Origin of the sequence: Nocardia kruczakiae NBRC 101016 (assembly GCF_001612965.1) — a bacterium.
Classification (GTDB): domain Bacteria; phylum Actinomycetota; class Actinomycetes; order Mycobacteriales; family Mycobacteriaceae; genus Nocardia; species Nocardia kruczakiae.
Genome location: NZ_BDBL01000060.1, coordinates 1 through 18,247, shown reverse-complemented (window position 1 = coordinate 18,247; position 18,247 = coordinate 1). Strand labels below are relative to the sequence as shown.

19 protein-coding genes and 1 pseudogene are annotated in these 18,247 nt (G+C 67.3%); 11 read left to right on the top strand and 9 right to left on the bottom strand.

Annotated elements, in window-relative coordinates; translation table 11 throughout:
• Position 1 precedes the first annotated feature (1 nt).
• On the bottom strand, positions 2-736 hold the full coding sequence (locus NK1_RS30415) for an SDR family NAD(P)-dependent oxidoreductase (protein ID WP_063014297.1): 735 nt from the start codon (positions 734-736) through the stop codon (positions 2-4).
• 58 nt (positions 737-794) lie between these two features.
• Between NK1_RS30415 and NK1_RS30410 the strand changes: the two genes are divergently transcribed.
• The 4 genes from NK1_RS30410 (at position 795) to NK1_RS30395 (ending at position 4,606) form a co-directional block, all read left to right on the top strand.
• Positions 795-1,619 carry an alpha/beta fold hydrolase gene (locus NK1_RS30410; protein WP_063014295.1) on the top strand — a complete coding sequence of 275 codons (825 nt, stop codon included), beginning with the start codon at positions 795-797 and terminating at the stop codon, positions 1,617-1,619.
• A 98-nt stretch (positions 1,620-1,717) separates the two neighbouring features.
• Positions 1,718-3,070, top strand: coding sequence for a D-inositol-3-phosphate glycosyltransferase (mshA, locus tag NK1_RS30405; RefSeq protein WP_063014293.1), 1,353 nt, complete (start codon positions 1,718-1,720; stop codon positions 3,068-3,070).
• On the top strand, positions 3,067-3,570 hold the full coding sequence (locus tag NK1_RS30400; RefSeq protein WP_369974801.1) for a type III secretion system chaperone family protein: 504 nt from the start codon (positions 3,067-3,069) through the stop codon (positions 3,568-3,570). The genes mshA and NK1_RS30400 overlap by 4 nt, the downstream gene beginning before the upstream one ends.
• A gap of 79 nt (positions 3,571-3,649) precedes the next feature.
• Complete coding sequence (locus tag NK1_RS30395; protein WP_063014292.1) at positions 3,650-4,606, top strand: ROK family protein; 957 nt, start codon at positions 3,650-3,652, stop codon at positions 4,604-4,606.
• A gap of 50 nt (positions 4,607-4,656) precedes the next feature.
• Here the strand turns inward: NK1_RS30395 and NK1_RS30390 are convergent, their stop codons facing one another.
• Positions 4,657-4,878 (bottom strand): DUF4287 domain-containing protein, encoded by a 222-nt coding sequence (locus NK1_RS30390; protein ID WP_063014291.1) that lies wholly within the window; start codon positions 4,876-4,878, stop codon positions 4,657-4,659.
• Positions 4,879-5,008: 130 nt separating this feature from the next.
• On the opposite strand from NK1_RS30390, the gene NK1_RS30385 reads away from it, so the two are divergent.
• Positions 5,009-5,380 (top strand): hypothetical protein, encoded by a 372-nt coding sequence (locus NK1_RS30385; protein ID WP_157104524.1) that lies wholly within the window; start codon positions 5,009-5,011, stop codon positions 5,378-5,380.
• Here the strand turns inward: NK1_RS30385 and NK1_RS30380 are convergent.
• The 4 genes from NK1_RS30380 to NK1_RS35215 form a co-directional block, all read right to left on the bottom strand.
• A complete protein-coding gene (locus tag NK1_RS30380) occupies positions 5,332-6,567 on the bottom strand; it encodes an FAD-dependent monooxygenase (RefSeq protein ID WP_063014287.1) in 1,236 nt (411 codons plus the stop codon). The genes NK1_RS30385 and NK1_RS30380 overlap by 49 nt on opposite strands.
• Before the next feature lie 22 nt (positions 6,568-6,589).
• Positions 6,590-7,504, bottom strand: coding sequence for an alpha/beta fold hydrolase (locus tag NK1_RS30375; protein ID WP_157104523.1), 915 nt, complete (start codon positions 7,502-7,504; stop codon positions 6,590-6,592).
• Positions 7,505-7,596: 92 nt separating this feature from the next.
• Positions 7,597-8,703: a YeiH family protein gene (locus NK1_RS30370; RefSeq protein WP_063014331.1), complete on the bottom strand. Its 1,107-nt coding sequence runs from the start codon at positions 8,701-8,703 to the stop codon at positions 7,597-7,599.
• A gap of 5 nt (positions 8,704-8,708) precedes the next feature.
• On the bottom strand, positions 8,709-8,870 hold the full coding sequence (locus NK1_RS35215; protein WP_167354328.1) for a hypothetical protein: 162 nt from the start codon (positions 8,868-8,870) through the stop codon (positions 8,709-8,711).
• A gap of 197 nt (positions 8,871-9,067) precedes the next feature.
• Between NK1_RS35215 and NK1_RS30360 the strand changes: the two genes are divergently transcribed.
• From NK1_RS30360 to NK1_RS30345, 4 genes are all read left to right on the top strand, one after another.
• Positions 9,068-9,805: a phosphoglyceromutase gene (locus tag NK1_RS30360; RefSeq protein ID WP_063002191.1), complete on the top strand. Its 738-nt coding sequence runs from the start codon at positions 9,068-9,070 to the stop codon at positions 9,803-9,805.
• A 424-nt stretch (positions 9,806-10,229) separates the two neighbouring features.
• On the top strand, positions 10,230-12,281 hold the full coding sequence (locus tag NK1_RS30355; protein WP_063014283.1) for a CocE/NonD family hydrolase: 2,052 nt from the start codon (positions 10,230-10,232) through the stop codon (positions 12,279-12,281).
• Between the two features lie 405 nt (positions 12,282-12,686).
• Positions 12,687-13,937 (top strand): sensor histidine kinase, encoded by a 1,251-nt coding sequence (locus NK1_RS30350; RefSeq protein ID WP_063014281.1) that lies wholly within the window; start codon positions 12,687-12,689, stop codon positions 13,935-13,937.
• On the top strand, positions 13,934-14,623 hold the full coding sequence (locus tag NK1_RS30345) for a response regulator (protein WP_030516181.1): 690 nt from the start codon (positions 13,934-13,936) through the stop codon (positions 14,621-14,623). Before NK1_RS30350 ends, NK1_RS30345 begins: the two co-directional genes overlap by 4 nt.
• Positions 14,624-14,703: 80 nt before the next feature.
• Here NK1_RS30345 and NK1_RS30340 read toward each other — a convergent pair whose 3' ends face one another.
• The 3 genes from NK1_RS30340 to NK1_RS30330 all read right to left on the bottom strand — a co-directional run bounded on the left by NK1_RS30340 (position 14,704) and on the right by NK1_RS30330 (position 16,602).
• Positions 14,704-15,018, bottom strand: a complete 315-nt coding sequence (locus NK1_RS30340; RefSeq protein ID WP_143860062.1) for a hypothetical protein — start codon at positions 15,016-15,018, stop codon at positions 14,704-14,706.
• A gap of 78 nt (positions 15,019-15,096) precedes the next feature.
• Positions 15,097-15,738 carry an NADPH-dependent FMN reductase gene (locus NK1_RS30335; protein ID WP_084461801.1) on the bottom strand — a complete coding sequence of 214 codons (642 nt, stop codon included), beginning with the start codon at positions 15,736-15,738 and terminating at the stop codon, positions 15,097-15,099.
• 24 nt (positions 15,739-15,762) lie between these two features.
• Entirely contained in the window at positions 15,763-16,602 is an 840-nt protein-coding gene (locus NK1_RS30330; protein ID WP_063014327.1) for a DUF3109 family protein, read from the bottom strand.
• A 167-nt stretch (positions 16,603-16,769) separates the two neighbouring features.
• On the opposite strand from NK1_RS30330, the gene NK1_RS30325 reads away from it, so the two are divergent.
• Positions 16,770-17,765, top strand: a complete 996-nt coding sequence (locus NK1_RS30325) for a Ppx/GppA family phosphatase (RefSeq protein ID WP_084461799.1) — start codon at positions 16,770-16,772, stop codon at positions 17,763-17,765.
• 36 nt (positions 17,766-17,801) lie between these two features.
• Positions 17,802-18,247 (top strand): annotated as a pseudogene (locus NK1_RS30320) (hypothetical protein); the annotation flags it as partial.

Sequence of the window (18,247 nt, the reverse complement as noted above, 5' to 3'; positions counted from 1 at the left end):
CTCAGCTGCGGCGGGCGAAGCGGCCGGCGTCGGCTTGGTCGCGCGGCTTGACCACGATGGTGTCGAGGTTGACATGCGGTGGGCGGCTCGCGACGAAGCCGATGATTTCGGCGATGTCGGTGGCGAACAGCGGGTCGATGCCCTCGTAGACCTTGGCCGCGCGCTCGGTGTCGCCGCCGAACCGGACCAGGGAGAATTCGGTTTCGACCGCGCCCGGCGCTATTTCGGTGAGCCGCACCGGCTTGCCCAGCAGTTCGCCGCGCAGCGTGCGGTGCAGGACGGCCTGCGCGTGTTTGGCCGAGGTGTAGCCGGAGCCGTTGTCGTAGGCCTGCAGGGCGGCGACCGAGGTGACGGTGACGATCAGCCCGTCACCGGAGTCGATCAGTTTGGGCAGCAGCGCCTTGGTCACCCGCAGCGTGCCCAGCACGTTGGTCTCCCACATCCACCGCCAGTCGTCGAGATCGGCCTCGATGACCGGCGCCAGCCCCTTGGCTCCGCCGGCGTTGTTGACCAGCACGTCGGCGCGTTCGACCGCATCGGTGAACAGGCGCACCGACGATTCGTCGGTGACATCCAATTCGATTGCGGTACCGCCGATTTCGTCGGCCAGCGCCTGCAGCCGATCCATCCGGCGCGCTCCCACGTAGACGTGATAGCCCTGTTTGGCGAGCTCGCGGGCGGTGGCCTCACCGATTCCCGAGCTCGCTCCGGTGACGACGGCATGACGGGTGCTCATGGGAACCGAGCCTAGCGTGCGGGCATCGCCGTAATTGCGGCCCGTTAGCCTGGCGAGCATGGCGATTCGGGAAGTGGTCAGCGCGGACGGAACCAATATCGTGTATCAGGTCTCCGGGCCCGAACAGGGACGGCCGCTGGTGTTGCTGCACGGGTGGGCCGGCACGTTGCGGTGCTGGGGTCGTGCGGCGGAGATTCTGGCCGAGACGTTCCGGGTGATCGCCGTCGATCTGCGCGGACACGGCTACTCCGGTGCGCCCGAGGCCGGCTACGACGATCCGAAGAACTGGGCGGCCGACGTCGCCGCGGTGCTGGCCGCCGAGGACATCACGACCGGTGCGGTGCTGCTGGGCTGGTCCTACGGCGGCATCGTGCTCAGCGACTATCTCACCGCGTACGGCACCGGCGCCCTGGCCGGGGTGGTGTACTGCGGATCGCAGGCCGGTATCGGCCGGGGCGTCGAGGGTTCCCAACCCGGGCCGGCGATGCAGAAGGCCATTCCGGACGTGTTCGAGGAGAGCGCCGGGCGGGCGATGCGTGGGTTCGCCGCCTTCGGCAATGCCAACACCGGGCCCGGCCGGGACAAGGGCGAGGACGCCCAGCGTCTGTTCGGCGGCAGCCTCGCGACTCCGCCGCGGGTGCGCAAGGCGCTGTTCTACCGCACCGTCGACAACACCGAGACTTTGCGCAACCTCGACGTACCGGTCTTCGTCATGCACGGCACCGCCGATCCGGTGGTCCCGGTCGAGAACGGCCGCTACATCGCCGAACACGCGCCGCAGGCGCGCACCTCGTTCTGGGACGACGCCCAGCACGGCCTGTTCGTCGAGGACCCCCAGCGCTTCGCCGATGAACTGACCGAATTCGTTCGCACCTTGGGGTGAAACTGTGCACACCCACCTCCCAGCGGTGGGTGTGACTACGCTCACTCGAGCCTTGCGCGCATAACGGTTGACGGGCCGAGGCGTGCACACTGGAGTGTGTGAGTTATCGCCCGGATCAACGTCCGCATCGGATCGCGGTGTTGTCGGTGCACACCTCTCCACTCGCGCAGCCGGGTACCGGCGATGCGGGCGGGATGAACGTCTACGTGCTGCAGTCGGCGCTCCAGCTGGCTCGTCGCGGCGTGGAGGTGGAGATCTTCACGCGGGCGACGTCGTCCAACGACGAGCCGGTGGTCGAGGCCGCGCCGGGGGTCCTGGTGCGGCATGTGGTGGCGGGACCGTTCGAGGGGCTGGACAAGCACGATCTGCCGACTCAGCTGTGTCCGTTCGCGGCGGAGGTGTTGCGTCAGGAGGCCCGGCAGCTGCCCGGCTACTACGACCTGATTCATTCGCACTACTGGTTGTCGGGGCAGGTGGGCTGGCTGGCCCGGGATCGGTGGCGGGTGCCGCTGGTGCATACCGCGCACACGCTGGCCGCGGTGAAGAACGCATTCCTGGCCGAGGGGGATTCCCCGGAACCGCTGTCGCGGGTGGTGGGCGAGAAGCAGATCATCGCCGAATCGGATCGGCTGGTCGCCAATACCGCGGAGGAGGCCCGCCAGCTCGTCGAGCTGTACGGTGCCGAATCCGAGCGCATCGACGTGGTGCCGCCGGGTGCGGATCTGTCCCGCTATCGACCCGGTGACCGGGCGGCCGCGCGCGCCGAATTCGGTATCGAGCCGGACGAGCAGGTGGTGGCCTTCGTCGGCCGGATCCAGCCGCTCAAGGCTCCTGATGTGCTCGTGTTCGCGGCGGCCGAGGTGCTGCGCGCCGAACCCGAGCGCAAGCTGCGGGTGCTCATCGTGGGCGGGCCCTCGGGGACGGGTCTGGATCGTCCGGACGCGTTGATCGAGTTGGCCGCCACGCTCGGCATCTCGGATCGGGTGACGTTCCTGCCGCCGCAGCCGCCGCATCGTCTGGTGCAGGTGTACCGGGCCGCGGATATGGTCGCGGTGCCCAGTTACAACGAGTCGTTCGGCCTGGTCGCCATCGAGGCGCAGGCCAGTGGCACGCCGGTGCTGGCCGCCGACGTCGGCGGGTTGAGTACGGCTGTGCGAGACGGTGTTTCGGGCATGTTGGTCTCGGGTCACCAGGCCGACGAGTGGGCGGCGGCCCTGCGCGGACTGCTCGACGATCCGGAACGGCTGCGGCGGATGGGCGCGGCCGCGGTGGATCATGCGGCCGGCTTCTCCTGGGAACATACGGCCGACGGTTTGCTCGACTGCTACGGCGAGGCGCTGGCCGGACATCGGGGTGTGCGTTCGCGAATGCCGGGTACGTTGCTGACAGAGGGCAGTCAAGCCAGGTCGCGGGCGCTGTGGCGGCGCCGGATGGGAGTGGTACGCCGGTGAGTGACACCATCGCGCAGACCGCGCAGCTGATCGACGACACCGTGCGTGAGCGCGAGATCGACTACACCCGCGAGGGCCGGGACACCTTCGTCGTGGTGCTGCCCGGTGAGCGCAAGCTGAAGACGACGGTCATGCTGACGGTCGGCAAGCACGGCGTGCGCGTCGAATGCTTCGTCTGCCGCAAGCCCGACGAGAACTTCGAGGGCGTCTACAAGTATCTGCTGCGCCGCAACCGCCGCCTCTACGGGGTCGCCTACACCCTGGACCGGGTCGGCGACATCTATCTGGTCGGCCGCATCGCGACCCATGCCGTGACCCCGGACGAACTGGACCGCGTCTTCGGTCAGATCCTGGAGGCGGTCGACGGCGATTTCAATGTGCTGCTGGAGCTCGGCTTCGCGGAATCCATTCGGCGCGAATGGAAATGGCGTGTGTCGCGCGGTGAATCGCTGAAGAATCTGCGCGCGTTCGAGCATCTGGTCGACACCGAGGAATCCTGAGGCCCGTCCGCCCCGCCCGATGCCGTCGGCCGGGTACCGTGCATCCGATCGGGTGATGTGCTGAGGAGGCGGTGGCGAAGTGGCTGTGCTGGCTGTGGATATCGGCGCGACCAAATTCGCGGCCGCTGTCTCGGTATCGCCGATCGGCGCGGTGCCGGGCGACGAGTCCACCGCCGCGCGGCCGGCCGCACTACGGCATATCCACCAGGTCGCCGTCCCCGCGCGCGATGTGTGGGAGACCTGTCGTGGGCTGCTGCGCCGGGTGGTCGGCGCCGCATCGGCCGACGAGGCATGTGGCGGTGCGGATTTCGAGGTGACCGTGGTCGGTATCGCCGCCGCCGGACCGGTGGATGTCCGTACCGGCAGCACCGCACCGCTGAACATTCCCGAATGGCGCGACGGTTTCCCGATCGTCGCCGCCGTGCGAGAACTGTTCCCCGGGGCCGAGATTCGATTCGCGATCGACGGTGCGGCGTTGGCGTTGGCGGAGTACCGGGTCGGCGGGTTACGCGGTGTCCGTTCGGGATTGGCGATGACGGTCTCCTCCGGCATCGGCGGCGGCATCATCAGCGACGGCCGAGTGGTGTCCGGCCGCACCGGAAACGCCGGTCACGTCGGCCATATCGTGGTACCCGGCTGGGAGGTGCCATGTGCCTGCGGCGGTGTCGGGTGTGTGGAGGCGGTCGCGAGTGGTATGTCGTCGGTCCGCTGGGCGCGCGCACAAGGCTGGACGGGTACGACCGGTATGGAACTGGCGCGTGCGGCGGCAGCGGGCGACGCCATCGCGGCGGCCGCGCTGGCCCGCGCGGGAACCGCTCTGGGACAAGCCATTTCGTCCGCCGCCGCGATGCTCGACATCGACCGCGTCGTGATCGGTGGCGGCTTCGCCGAATCGGGCGCCCCGCTGTGGGACCCGCTGCGGGCGGCGGTGGCGAAACATGCCGGCCTTGGCTTCATCCGTGAACTCCAGGTCCTGAAATCCCCGATCACGGATGGCGCCACGCTGGTGGGCGCGGCGGCTCTCGCGAGCGAGTGAGGACCGTTCGGGGCCGACGACGCTATGTCACTCGCGCCCGGCCCGCGCTGCTATCCGTTGTCGATACTGCGCACATGCGCCACAAGCGCGTTCGCATGCCCGTGTCCCAACCCGTGCTCGCTCTTCAACCAGGCGACCAGCTCCATATGCTTGGTCAGCTCCGACCCACGGATGATCTCGAACCAGTCCTCGACGGGTCGCCCGTACTTCTTCTCGATGGCCGGAAAGTAGGAGGCGGGACCCTTCACCGCAGTGGTGCTCTGTGTGCTCATGATCGTGTGGACGGCGCCGATCGAGACGACTCATCTTCGGACCGTTGTGATGTGAGCCACATAACATCGGCGGCGTCCACTCGATTCGCGATCATGGCAGAGGTCGTACCTCAGGGGGATGCACATGGTGATGGGCACGATTCAGATCGGCGTCGTCGTCTGCGCGGCGCTGGTGCGGTGGACGTCGGCCGGATGGTTCCTGATCCTCGGCGTCGTGTTCACCGCCGGGCTGCTACCCGCGATTGTGCTGGGCCCGTTGATCTTCGCCGGATTCCTGGCCTCGTCGACGATGTGGCCGCTGTTCGCCGCCGCCGACCTCTTCCTGATCGTCACCGCGCTGACGGTGGCGGACGGCGGCGACAACGGTCCTCTGGTGCCGATTCTCGACAAGAACAATCCCGACCCCCGCACGGTCGATCGTGTCGACCGGATCGGCAAACTGAGTGGTGTCGCCTATCTGGTGACCCTGGTGGTACTGCTGTCGGCGATCGTCGGCGCGTAATCGTCGACGGTCATGGAGTTGTACACGCGGGCGCTCGTGGTGGTGAGGCGGAGAAAGGCGCGGCTCGCACTCGCGGGCAGGACCGAGAGCAGGCGCGTGGCCTGCACCAAGCCGGTGACCCCCAGCCGTGAGGTCGGGATCAATGTCTTCGCCGCACTCGCCGCGACCGCGTGGCTGCCGCGGACATGCGCGGCCATCGCTCGTTCGTACGCGGGGAAGGCGCGTTCGTGGTCGCCGCCCGCCCGTGCCAGCTCGCCGGCGAGAACGTACGCTCCGATCACGGCCAGCGTGGTGCTCCCGCCGACGGCCGGGCCCGGGCAGTAGCCGGCATCGCCGACGAGTGTCACTCGCCCGCGGGACCAGGTATCCATGCGCAGCTGGGTGATCGAGTCGAAATAGAACGCCGGGGTGCGGTCGAGTTCGGCCAGCCACTCCTGGACCTCGCTGTCGAAGCCGCGAAAGGCGGTGCGCAGCAGCTCTTTCTGGTGTGCGATATCGCGGTGGTGATACGCGAGCTCGCGGTCGCCGCGGAACAGGAACAGTGCCCGCGCCTCGCCGCGGTGGCGCTCGCCGTACATGCCGGCGGTACGGCCGACACCCACATGAATGTGGAGTTCGCGATCCACACCGAAGGTTTCGGGCAGCGTCAGCACTGCGAGGTAGGCCCCCGTGAAGGCGCTGAAGCCGGACTCGTCTCCGAAGACCAGCCGGCGTACGGCGGAGTGCAGTCCGTCCGCGCCGACGACCAGGTCGAAGCGACGCGGCGCGGCGTGCTCGAACCTCACCTCACCGTCGGGCGAGATCGCGGTGACCGAATCTCCGAAGACGTATTCGACGTCGTTTCGAGTCGCGTCGTAATAGATCTCGCTCAGATCGTCGCGCATGATTTCCGCGTGCCGGTCCGACGTGGCGCCGAAGATCGTGGCGAGCTCGACCCGCACGGACCGGCGTCCGCCCTCGGGGTGCAGAACCATTCGGCTCGTCCCGGTGGCGCGCTCCGTGATCCGCGGCAGGACGCCCATCTTTTCCGAGATGTCCATCGCGGGCCGGAACAGGTCGACCGCATGACCACCGGTGCTGCGCAGTGCCGGCGCGCGTTCGACGACGGTGACGGAGTAACCGTGCCGAGTGAGCCAATACGCGAGCACCGGACCGGCGATACTGGCGCCGGAAATGAGAATTCGCATCGAATCGTCCGATCGTGTGGCGTCAGTGCTGGTCGGCGAAGTCGCGCAGGAGTTCTCCGGTGGGCCCGGGCTCCTCGATCATCGGGCTGTGCCCGCAGTCGAGCGATTCGATCCGCACTCCCGGCACGCTCCGGTAGTCCTGGAACGATGCCGCCGGCCAGCGGTGGTCGCGGGAGCCGTAGAGCACCAGGCTCGGCAGCCCGAGAGCGGTGAGGCGGTCCGGTTCCCGGCGTTCCCGCAGATAGACGTCCGATGCGTCGGAGGTCGCGGTGATACTGCGGTAGGTCATGGCGTGGAAGTCGTCCACGAGCTGCTGCGGAATCGCGACGTCGCGAGTGAACGCGCTGCTCATGGCGTATCGAATGGCGGCATCCGGGAGCAGGGGCCACAGCGGTTGCCCGATCTGCGGGACGAACAGCAGATTGCCGAGCGGGCCGTTGTCGGTGAAGGCGTCCAGGCGCGACCCGGTACTGATCAGTCCGATCGCGGTGATCACGTCACGGCGCTGGGCGGCCAGTTCGGTCGCCGCGTATCCGCCGGTGGAGTGCCCGACGACGATCGCGCTCCGCACGCCGAGGCGGTCGAGTACCGCTCCGACGCGATGTCCCTGCTCGGCCATGCCGTAACCGCTGTCCGGTTTGGCCGACCGGCCGTGGCCGAGCAGGTCGACGCGCACCACGTAGAAGTCCGCCAGCGCGGGCAGGACCGGATCCCACCACGAGACCGAGCCGCCGGTCCCGTGGATCAGCACCACCGCCCGTGCGCTCGGCGCCCCGCTGGTGACGACGTGGATATCGCCGTCCGGTAGCCGCACCGTCCGGTCCACGGAATCGTCCGGCGCGGCCGTCGCGACCCCTGCGGTATTCCCGACGAGCAGGGCGGTGAGCGCGGTGACCAGCAGCATCATCGCGCGTTTCGCGCGGCCGGCAGTTCCCATATTTCCTCCTGAGGACGATGGCGGATGCCATGACTGTCCCGGAGGACGCGGATGCGCGTCTTGTAGAAATGTCGGCCGCTACCGGCCGCGTGTCAGTCGACCACGCCCCAGTGCAACACCCGGACGGTGAACAGCACCAGCCCCAGCGACACCGTCGCGACCACGACCAGGCCGACCACCGCCACCGCCAGGGGCCGCCATCCGCTGCGCCCCAGTTCCCGGAAATCGGTGTTGAGACCGACACCGGCGAAGGTGAGCAGGAAGGCCCATTTCGACAGGTTGGCCAGGTTGGCCAGTTGCGCCTTGTCGATCCAGTGGGCGGTCGCCAGCGCGGAAACCGCCAGGAAGCCGAGGACGAACTTCGGGAACTTCGCCCACACGAAGGCCGCTTTGGCGCGCAGACCGGGCGCGATGGTGTCGGCCTCACCGCGGGCGGCCCAGTACAGACCGAAGCCCAGGACCACGAATCCGATGAGCGCGTTGCGGGTCGATTTCACCAGTACCGCCAGTTTGCCGGCGGCGTCGGAGTAGGCGTAGCCGGTCGCGGTGGTTTCGGCGGTGTTGTCCACGGCCAGACCCGACCAGAGGCCGAATTCGTGATCGGTCAGCCCCAGGCCGTGGCCGATCGCGGGAAGTGTGAACAGCGATACCGCGCCCAGCGTCAGGATCGCCGCGATGGCATAGCCGACGTCCGCATTGCGCGCCCTGATGGCTCCGCGCGCGGCCACGATCGCCGAGACGCCGCAGATCGAGGTGCCCACGGCCAGCAGCGATCCCAGCTTGCCGGACAGGCCGAGCAGGCGTGCCACGGTGAGAATGATCGCGCCCGCCACCGTCATATCGATGAGGATCAGCACGAAGCTGGTGCCACCGAGTTTCGCGACGTCCCCGAGGACGAAACGCGATCCCAGCGCCACGATGCCGGCCTTCAGCCAGAATTCGTAGGTGCCGATACCGGGCTTGAAAATCCGGTGCACCCCAACGGTATTGGCGATGATCAACCCGAAGACGATGGCCCACAGGACATATTCGATATCGGGGAAGCGCCAGTGGTGAGCGTGGACGAAGTCGTTCACCCAGATCTGGGTGTACTTGCCGAGCAAGCCGACCGCCACCAGCAGCGCGATGCCCGGCAGATAAGCCAGAGCGCCCCGCAGATTCACCGATTCTTCTGTCGCCGTTGTCGTTTCGGTAGCCATGTCGATCACCACGGAATCTTCGGCAGGGCGTCGGCGACGGCGAGCAGCACGAACGCGCCCGCGACGATCACCGCCCACCAGTCGACGCCGATCCGTTGGAAGATCGAGGCTTGCGGGTGGGGTTCCCCCGAGTCCCCCGGTTCGAGCACTGCGCCCGTTTCAGTCATGGCCGACTCCCTCATCGCGGCTGATCGCCGTGCGTTCCGGCGGTCAGCCGTCATTGTCGGGGCGGCCGCACCGGCGGGGAATCAATCGAATCAGCCTGATTCGAGAGGGTGTGCGGCGTTGTTCGGCGGTCCGGCCGACTCCGCGCACCGGGAGAGCGCACACAGGACGGGCGCGAGCAACTATTAGCATGACCTGCATGACGTACACCCTCGTGTTGCTGCGCCACGGCGAAAGCGAATGGAATGCTCTCAATCTGTTCACCGGCTGGGTGGATGTGCACCTGACCGACAAGGGTGTCGCCGAGGGCAAGCGGGCCGGTGAACTGCTGGCCGAACACGGCATTCTGCCCGATATCGTCTACACCTCGCTGCTGCGCCGCGCGATCAGCACCGCGAATATCGCCCTGGACGCCGCGGATCGGCACTGGATTCCGGTCGTGCGGGACTGGCGGCTCAACGAGCGGCACTACGGCGCGCTGCAGGGGAAGAACAAGGCCCAGATCCGCGATCGGTACGGCGACGACCAGTTCATGATGTGGCGTCGCAGCTACGACACCCCGCCCCCGCCGATCGAGGCCGACAGCGAATACAGCCAGAACGGCGACGCGCGCTACGCCGGTATCGACGTGCCGGCGACCGAATGCCTGAAGGACGTCGTCGCCCGCATGGTCCCGTATTGGGAGTCCACGATTTCCCGCGAACTGGTGGCCGGAAAGACCGTTCTGGTTGCCGCGCACGGTAATTCGCTGCGCGCGCTGGTGAAACATCTGGACGGTATTTCCGACGAGGATATCGCCGGCCTCAACATTCCCACGGGTATTCCGCTGCGCTACGAACTGGACGAAAATCTGCGTCCGATCGGTCCGGCCGAGTATCTGGACCCCGAGGCGGCAGCCGCGGGCGCGGCCGCGGTCGCGAGCCAGGGCGGTAAATAGACCGGATTCTCCGCACTTTCCGACGCGCCGTGGTCATCGACCGCGGCGCGTCGTCGTATCTCTCGAAGGCGCTGCGTGCGAACGATTTCCGAACGTCGAAGTTCCGCCGGTGCCGCCTGTGACTATGCGATACTCGGCATTCTGTGAGCTGCATCTCTTCTGCCGATTCGTAGCTATCGAATTGCCCATATGGCCGTTCGCATCGCGACTTGCCCCGCCGGTAGTAGCGTCCGTGCCGGTAGGGAGTGGTGTGGATAACTTCCGGCAGGTAAAGCGCCGGGCTTTCCGCTGGTCATCGACGTGGATGAGAGGCTGAGAAGTTGAGAAACTTTTCGTGCAGAAGTTGTAACCGCTGGTTTGCAACTTACTCCGCAGTAGATACACTCTCGGTCGTTCGACCATTTCGAGAGGCGGATCACGTTCGATGAAGTACGCGTTACGCGCCACAGTTGCCGCCGTCGCCGCCACGGTGACCATCCCGTTCTTCGCCACTGGGGCCCAGGCCGGACCCGTCGCGACCGGCCCGGACGGTGGCGCCGCCGGCGCCGCGTGGACCGCCACCGAGGACGGCCCGCAGCAGTATCCGAACATCCACATCGACTGGGATGTGCCGATCACGATGAGCGACGGCACGGTGCTGAAGGGCAATGTGTACCGCCCCGCCGACGCCGCCAGCCGTCCGGTCGACACCCGTACCCCGGTCGTCGTGAACATGACGCCCTACACCAAGCTGGTGTCGAATCTGGCCGATCACGCGGGCTCGGTTCCGGGTCTGTCCGACGCGCTGCTGGGACTGTTCCGCCAGATCGATATGAGCGGCACCCCGCTGTCCGGGGTCACCGATCTGACCAAGGCCTTCGGTGGCGGCGAGCTCCGCAACTTCTCCGTCGACCGGCAGCTGATCAAGAGCGGCTACACCCAGGTCGTCGTCGATGTCCGCGGCACCGGCTTCTCGCAGGGCGAATGGGATATGTTGCGGCAGCGCGAGCAACAGGACACCGTCGAGGTGATCGACTGGGCGTCGCGGCAACCGTGGTCGGACGGCAAGGTCGGGATGACCGGCATTTCCTATTCGGGCATCAATCAGGTCCAGGTCGCGGAGAAGCAGCCACCCGCGCTGAAGGCGATCTTCCCGGTGGTGCCCGGCAGCGATCTGGTCGACGATGTGCTCGCCCCCGGCGGCGGCTTCGGCTTCAACTTCATTCCGTTGTGGCTCACCGCGATCAACACCCTCAAATGGGTTCCGGACGTGCAGTCGATCGTGACCGGCAAATTCGACACCACCTGGCTGAACGACCGGATCAGCGACCCGTACACCTATATGGACGTCCTGCTGAACGCCTACACCAACACCGATATGAACACCCTCGATCCGCGGGTGAAGGACATGTTGAACGACATGTCCGCGCAACGGCAGGCGTGGATCGGTGATCCGGGCCGGATCCAGGTGCCGACCTTCGTCACCGGCGGCTGGCACGATCTGTTCACCTACTCCGAATCCAAGATCTACAACCAGATCCCGCTGCCGCCCGGGCAGAAGCAGCTGTTCATGGGCAACACCTACCACCTCAACTCGGGCAACGAGTACGGCAAACCGGGCCTGCCGCCGCGGCTGGACGTCCTGCAGCGCGCGTGGTTCGACAAGTGGCTCAAGGGAATCGACAACGGCATCGACACCTACGGTCCGGTGACGCTGCGCGAACAGGGCGGCGGCTGGGTCACCCAGGGTGGTTTCGGGCCGTCGGCGCCGGCCGAGGAGGCGGCGAAGTACCGCCGCATGTACCTGTCCGCTGACCGCAGTGGCACCGCGAACAGCGTCTACGACGGCTCGCTGACCGGTGAATTCACGGGTGCGCCGACGCGTCTGACGGTGGCGCCCGGTTTGACCACGGTGTGCTCCAACGATGCCGCGCAGGCCACCGCCGGTGTGCTCGCGATCATCAACGGCTGCGCGGCGGACTCACGCATCGCGGAAACCGACGCGCTCACCTTCACCAGTGCGCCGGTCGCGGGCGAGACCACCATCTCGGGCCCGATCGCGGTGCGGCTCAACACGGTTCAGGACGCCGCCGACGGGTACTGGACGGTGACGGTCAACGATGTCGCGCCCGACGGGCAGTCGACGGTGCTGTCCTCGGGACAGTTGATGGCCTCGCTGCGTGAGGTCGACGAGGCGAACAGCACCCGTTCCGAGAACGGCGACTACACCGATCCGCGGGCCTACACCTCGCTGGACAAGCGCCGGCCCACGGTTCCCGGTGAGGTCACCGAGCTGAATATCGCCCTGCCCGCCACCCGGGCCGTCCTCGCGCCGGGCCACCGGCTGCGGGTGGACGTGTTCGCCGGCAACTTCCCCAAGGGCCTGCCGATCGCGCCGATGCTCGCCGACACCGGCCTGAAACCCGAGCATCTGCAACTGGATCCGAACGCCCCGAGTTTCGTGAACATCCCGCTCGAGGGAGACTCCGGCTGGTGATCCGGTAGGGGACTCCCCGACTGTCCCGGGAACGTACAACGGCGTACGTACCCGGGACTTTTCGTTTTCCGCGGTGCGCGCGGCGCGTCTCCCGCAGGTGCCTGCCGCGCGGAATTGAGGCGCACCTCACAACCGGCTTACGCCGCGAGGCCGAGCGAGGCGGGCCGACCGACACGCCGGAGGTGTTCATGCGCGATTCGCGCGGCCTCCAGATGTGCGGTGCCGCAAGGCAAACTGCCCGCGCGACCATTGTCATGCGGCCGAAAACCGCCGGTCGAGGCCGATCCGCGGCTCGGCCAACTTTGTGTGAACACCCGGCCAACGATCGCGGAATCAGCCGTGACCTGCGCGAAACTTCGTCAACCCGGGTTTGGAGTACGTGTCCGCGACCGTACGATTCTCTATGTGAGCGTTCCCCAGGCCGTGCTGCTTGCAGTCCTCGCGGCCGTAGTCGGTCTGGCCGTCGGTGGCCTGGTCATCCCGTACATGAACGCCCGGCAAGCCGAGCGCCGCGCGGCCGAATCCGGCCTGACCATGTCGCAGGTGCTGGATCTGATCGTGCTGGCCTCGGAGAGCGGCATCGCCGTGGTCGACGAATATCGCGACGTGGTGCTGGTCAACCCGCGCGCCGAGGAACTGGGCCTGGTCCGCAACCGGTTGCTGGACGAACGCGCCTGGGCGGCGGTGGAGAAGGTGATCGCGACCGGCGAGGACGTCGAGTTCGACCAGACGCTGAAGAATCCGCTGCCGGGCCGCAACAGCATCGCCGTGCGCGGTGTGGCCCGTCCGCTCTCGCGCGGCGATTCCAACTTCGTCGTGCTGTTCGCCGACGACGATTCCGAACAGGCCCGTATGGAGGCCACCCGCCGCGATTTCGTCGCCAATGTCAGCCACGAGCTCAAGACCCCGGTCGGCGCGATGAGTCTGCTCGCCGAGGCCATGCTGGAGTCGGCCGACGATCCGGATTCGGTGCGGCATTTCGGACAGCGACTGGTCAGCGAATCGAACCGGATGGGCAAGATGGTCACCGAGCTGATCGCGCTGTCGCGGCTGCAGGGGGCCGAGAAGCTGCCGCAGCTCGAGGCGGTCGACGTCGACACCGTGGTCAATGCCGCGATCGAACGGTCCCGCACCGCCGCCGAGGCCGCCGGAATCACCGTCAGCACCGACGCCAACAGCGGACTGGAAATACTCGGCGACGAAACTCTGCTGGTGACGGCACTGTCTAATCTGGTCGAGAATGCGATCAATTATTCGCCGAAGGGTTCGCACGTGTCGGTGAGCCGTTCGCTGCGCAACGGCCACGTCAATATCGCGGTCACCGATCGCGGCATCGGCATCGCCAAGGAAGACCAGGAACGGGTTTTCGAACGCTTCTTCCGCGCGGACAAGGCGCGTTCGCGCGCCACCGGCGGAACCGGACTCGGGCTGGCTATCGTCAAGCACGTGGCCGCCAATCACAATGGGGAAATCACGTTGTGGAGCAAATTGGGTACCGGTTCCACGTTCACGCTGCGTATTCCCGCGGTCGAATCCGGCAACCAGAATTCCGCCGCCCCGGCGGAGAAGAAGAGCCCCACCGCAATCGGGGTGGGCAAGAACGACGACGGTCCGCGCCGGCGGACCGGACAAAACGGTGTGGAGGCAACCCGATGACCAGTGTGTTGATCGTCGAGGACGAGGAGTCGCTGGCCGATCCGCTCGCGTTCCTGCTGCGCAAGGAGGGCTTCGAGGTCACGGTCGTCGGCGACGGGCCATCCGCGCTGTCGGAATTCGACCGCTCCGGCGCCGATATCGTGCTGCTGGATCTGATGCTCCCCGGCATGAGCGGCACCGATGTGTGCAAGCAGCTGCGCACCCGCAGCAGTGTGCCGGTGATCATGGTGACCGCGCGCGACAGCGAGATCGACAAGGTGGTCGGCCTGGAACTGGGCGCCGACGACTACGTCACCAAGCCGTACTCCTCACGGGAGCTGATCGCCCGCATTCGGGCGGTGCTGCGCCGCGGCGCCGGCGAGGAGATGGACGGGTCCGGCGAGAGCGGCGTGCTCGAGGCCGGCCCGGTGCGCATGGATGTGGACCGCCACACCGTGCAGGTCAACGGCAAGTCGGTGACGCTGCCGCTGAAGGAATTCGACCTGCTCGAATACCTGCTGCGCAATTCCGGCCGGGTGCTGACCCGCGGCCAGCTGATCGACCGCGTCTGGGGCGCCGATTACGTCGGCGACACCAAGACCCTGGACGTCCACGTCAAGCGGCTGCGGTCGAAGATCGAGGCCGATCCGGCCAAGCCCGAACATCTGGTGACCGTGCGCGGGCTCGGGTACAAGCTCGAGGCCTGATTCCGCCGGATACGAGAAAGCCGCGAGACACGACGGGTCTCGCGGCTTTCCCGTATCGACTTTTTCCGAATCGACGTCGGTTAGACGACGTGCACCCACGCGGTGCCGATCTGCGGCAGTTCCTGCTTCTGCAGCTGGAACCAGCCGAAGTCGTCACGCTGCCAGCAGTCGTCCAGCGGCGCGGTGTCGTCGTGGCACGCGATCGGGCGCGAGGTGCCGTAGGGGCTCACGATGACCTGCTTGCCGTTCTCCTTCGCGGACAGCACCGCCGGGTCGTTGTAGACGACGAAGTTGTCGTTCTGCAGCGAGTAGTGCGCCGGATCGGTGGCGGGGTCGGCGTGCGCGGCGGGAGCCAGCGTCAGGGCCGCACCGGCGGCGAGTGCTGCAGTAGCCAAGAATTTCCTCATCATGGCTTATGCCTATCACGGGTATGTGAAGCGCGCATGGCGAGGCGATGACCGTACAGAGATACTTCACAATTCCCGGGGCTCGGCCGCGGCCGAGAGATAGGCGCCGATCGCGGCGACGGATTCGGCGAGAGCCTGTCGCACCGTGGCGTCCGCGATCGTTCCGTCGGCGCCGACCATGCTGCCCAGCACCGTTATTCGCCGGCACGCGGATTCGATTTCCACCGCGCCGACATATCCGAGCACCGTGCGCAGCGATGTGATCGCACCTTCGCCGCGCCCGGGGGCCGCCACCGAAATCCAGGCCACCGGTTTCTCGTGCAGATCCGCGGCCCCGACGGTCCACTCCAGCAGATTCTTCAGGCTGCCGGGAATGAAGCCGGCGTATTCGGGCGCGCAGAACACCACCGCGTCGGCGGCCGCGAGTCGCTCACGCAATGCGTGCACCGCCGGCGGGGCGGGTTGATCGCCCGGAACGAAGGCCGGGATATCGACCAATCCGGTGAACAATTCCGCGGTGCAGTCCGGTGCGGCGATATCGGCGAAGGTGCGCAACGCGGCGGTGTTGGTGGATCCCGGGCGGGTACTACCGGAAATCAACAGGATTCGAGGTGCGCCGGGGCGTGATGCCGCCCCGGGAACGGATCCCGCGGAATCGGTCTCGGCGACGGAGGACTCGGATGCCGGCGTACCCGGCGCAATACCCATATTCCTACGAAATGGGTTGGCGGATCAGATATTCCCGGCCGGGTCGGTTTCCGCTTTCTCGCGGGCGGCGGTCGTGGCCGGATGCACCGCGATCAGCCCCAGCCCTTCGCGCCGCCGACAGTGCCGGGCGAGTTCGTCGTAGGCCGGCTGCCCGATCAATTCGATCAGTTCGGGGGCGTAGGACTGCCAGACCGGGCGGCTGCCGACATGCGCGTCGGGCGAACCCGAGCAGTACCAGTGCAGATCCAGACCGCCCGGGCCCCAGCCGCGCCGGTCGTATTCGGTGATGGTGGTGCGCAGGATCTGTTCGCCGTCGGGCCGGTCGACCCAGTCCTGGGTGCGGCGGATCGGCAGCTGCCAGCACACCTCGGGTTTCACCGTCAGCGGCTCGATGCCCTTGCGCAGGGCCATCGTGTGCAGGGCGCAGCCGATTCCGCCGGCGAAGCCCGGACGGTTGAGGAAGATGCAGGCGCCCTCGTAGCGGCGAGTGCGGATGGCCGGCTCGTCGTCGAGTTCGTCCTCTTCCAGATACAGCTTCTTGCGGACCTTGCCGTCGCGGTCGCGCGCTTCGTCCATCAGCTGCCAGTCCTGCGGCGTGAGCATCTTCACGGCCTTGGCCAGTTTCTTGCGATCGTCGTCGTCGCTGAGGAAGGCGCCGTGCGAACAGCAGCCGTCGTCCGGGCGGCCCTCGATGATGCCCTGGCAGGCCGGCGTGCCGAAGACACAGGTCCAGCGCGACAGCAGCCAGGTGAGGTCGGCCGCGATCAGATGCTCGGCATTTGCGGGATCGACGAATTCGATCCACTCCCGCGGGAAGTCGAGATCGACCTCCGGTGCCGGATCGATCTTCGCAGCTGGTCGCAGCCCGGTCGGCGCCGTGTCCGGCGTGAGAGGGGTGGGCGCGGATGCTCCTGCGGTCACATCGCCAGACGCTAACAGCTTCCCCGCTCGAGCCCCACTCCCGGGCTGGTGGGCCGGGGGAGTTCGGATTCGTCCTCCGGTGCTCGCACCGACCCCGGTACCGTATTCATGTGCGGCTCGGTGTTCTCGATGTGGGAAGTAATACCGTCCACCTGCTCGTGGTGGACGCGCATCGGGGTGGGCACCCGATGCCGATGAGCTCGACGAAGGCCACCCTGCGGCTGTCGGAGAATATGGACGACGCGGGCTGCATCACGCCCGAGGGCGCGGCCAAGCTCACCAAGACGATCACCGAATTCGCCAGTATCGCAAAGACTTCCGGCTGTGTAGAACTGATGCCCTTCGCGACCTCGGCGCTGCGGGAGGCGGCCAATTCCGACGAGGTGCTGGACCGGATCCGCGCGCGCGCCGGTGTCGATCTGCGGGTGCTGTCGGGTGTCGACGAGGCCCGGCTGACGTTCCTGGCGGTGCGGCGCTGGTACGGGTGGAGTGCGGGGCGCATTCTGAATCTCGACATCGGCGGAGGATCGCTCGAGATGAGCAACGGCTGCGACGAGGCGCCCGATGCGGCGCTGTCGCTGCAACTGGGCGCGGGCCGGCTGACCAGAGACTGGCTGAACGGCGATCCGCCCGGCAAGCGGCGGGTGGCGGTGCTGCGGGACTGGCTCGACGCCGAGTTGGTGATCCCGGCAAAACAACTGCTGGAGGTCGGGCGCCCGGATCTGGCGGTGGGAACCTCGAAAACCTTCCGCTCCCTGGCCCGGCTGACCGGAGCCGCCCCTTCGGCCGCGGGACCGCGCGTGCGGCGTAGTCTCACCAGTTCCGGTCTGCGGCAGTTGATCGCATTCATTTCTCGGATGACCGCCGCCGATCGCGCAGAATTGGAAGGTGTCAGTTCCGACCGGTCCCAGCAATTGGTGGCCGGCGCACTCGTGGCGGAGGCGAGTATGCGGGCATTGTCCCTCGATACGCTCGAAATCTGCCCATGGGCGCTGCGCGAAGGACTGATCCTGCGCAAACTGGATACCGACCTGGGTACCGACCCGGGTCCGGGTAGTACTCGGCCCATCGGAGTGCCGGGCCCGACCGAGGCCGTATCGGGATGATCGATTCGGGCTGCGGTCTATCGGAAAGGAGCCGGCATGAGTGAGGATTCGACCCAGCTGTCGGTCGCCGAACTGCTGGCGCGCAACGGCCAGGGAGTTCCGGCGTCGGGCGGCGGACGGCGCCGCAGAGGCGGACGCGGTATCGCGGTCACCGACCTGACCGGAGATCTGCCGGCGGTCCGGGAGGGTTCCTCCTCGCACGCCGCCCCGGAGGCCGAGCCGGATCCGGAACCGATGCCCGACTTCCAGCTCTCGGTACCCGGGTACGAAGCCGAATCACCGCTGTCCGGCCCGATCAGTTTCTACGATCCCCTGGCCGCCGCTCCGGAGGCGCCGAGCGCGCCGAACTCCTGGGACTCGCCGGGATACGGGACGAACGGGTTACCGCCCGCCTCGTTCGAAGCGCCGGGCGGATACGGCTCGTCGCCCGAGTTCGCCGCTCCCGGATACGATGCCCAGCCCGATTCCACCCGGCACGCCGC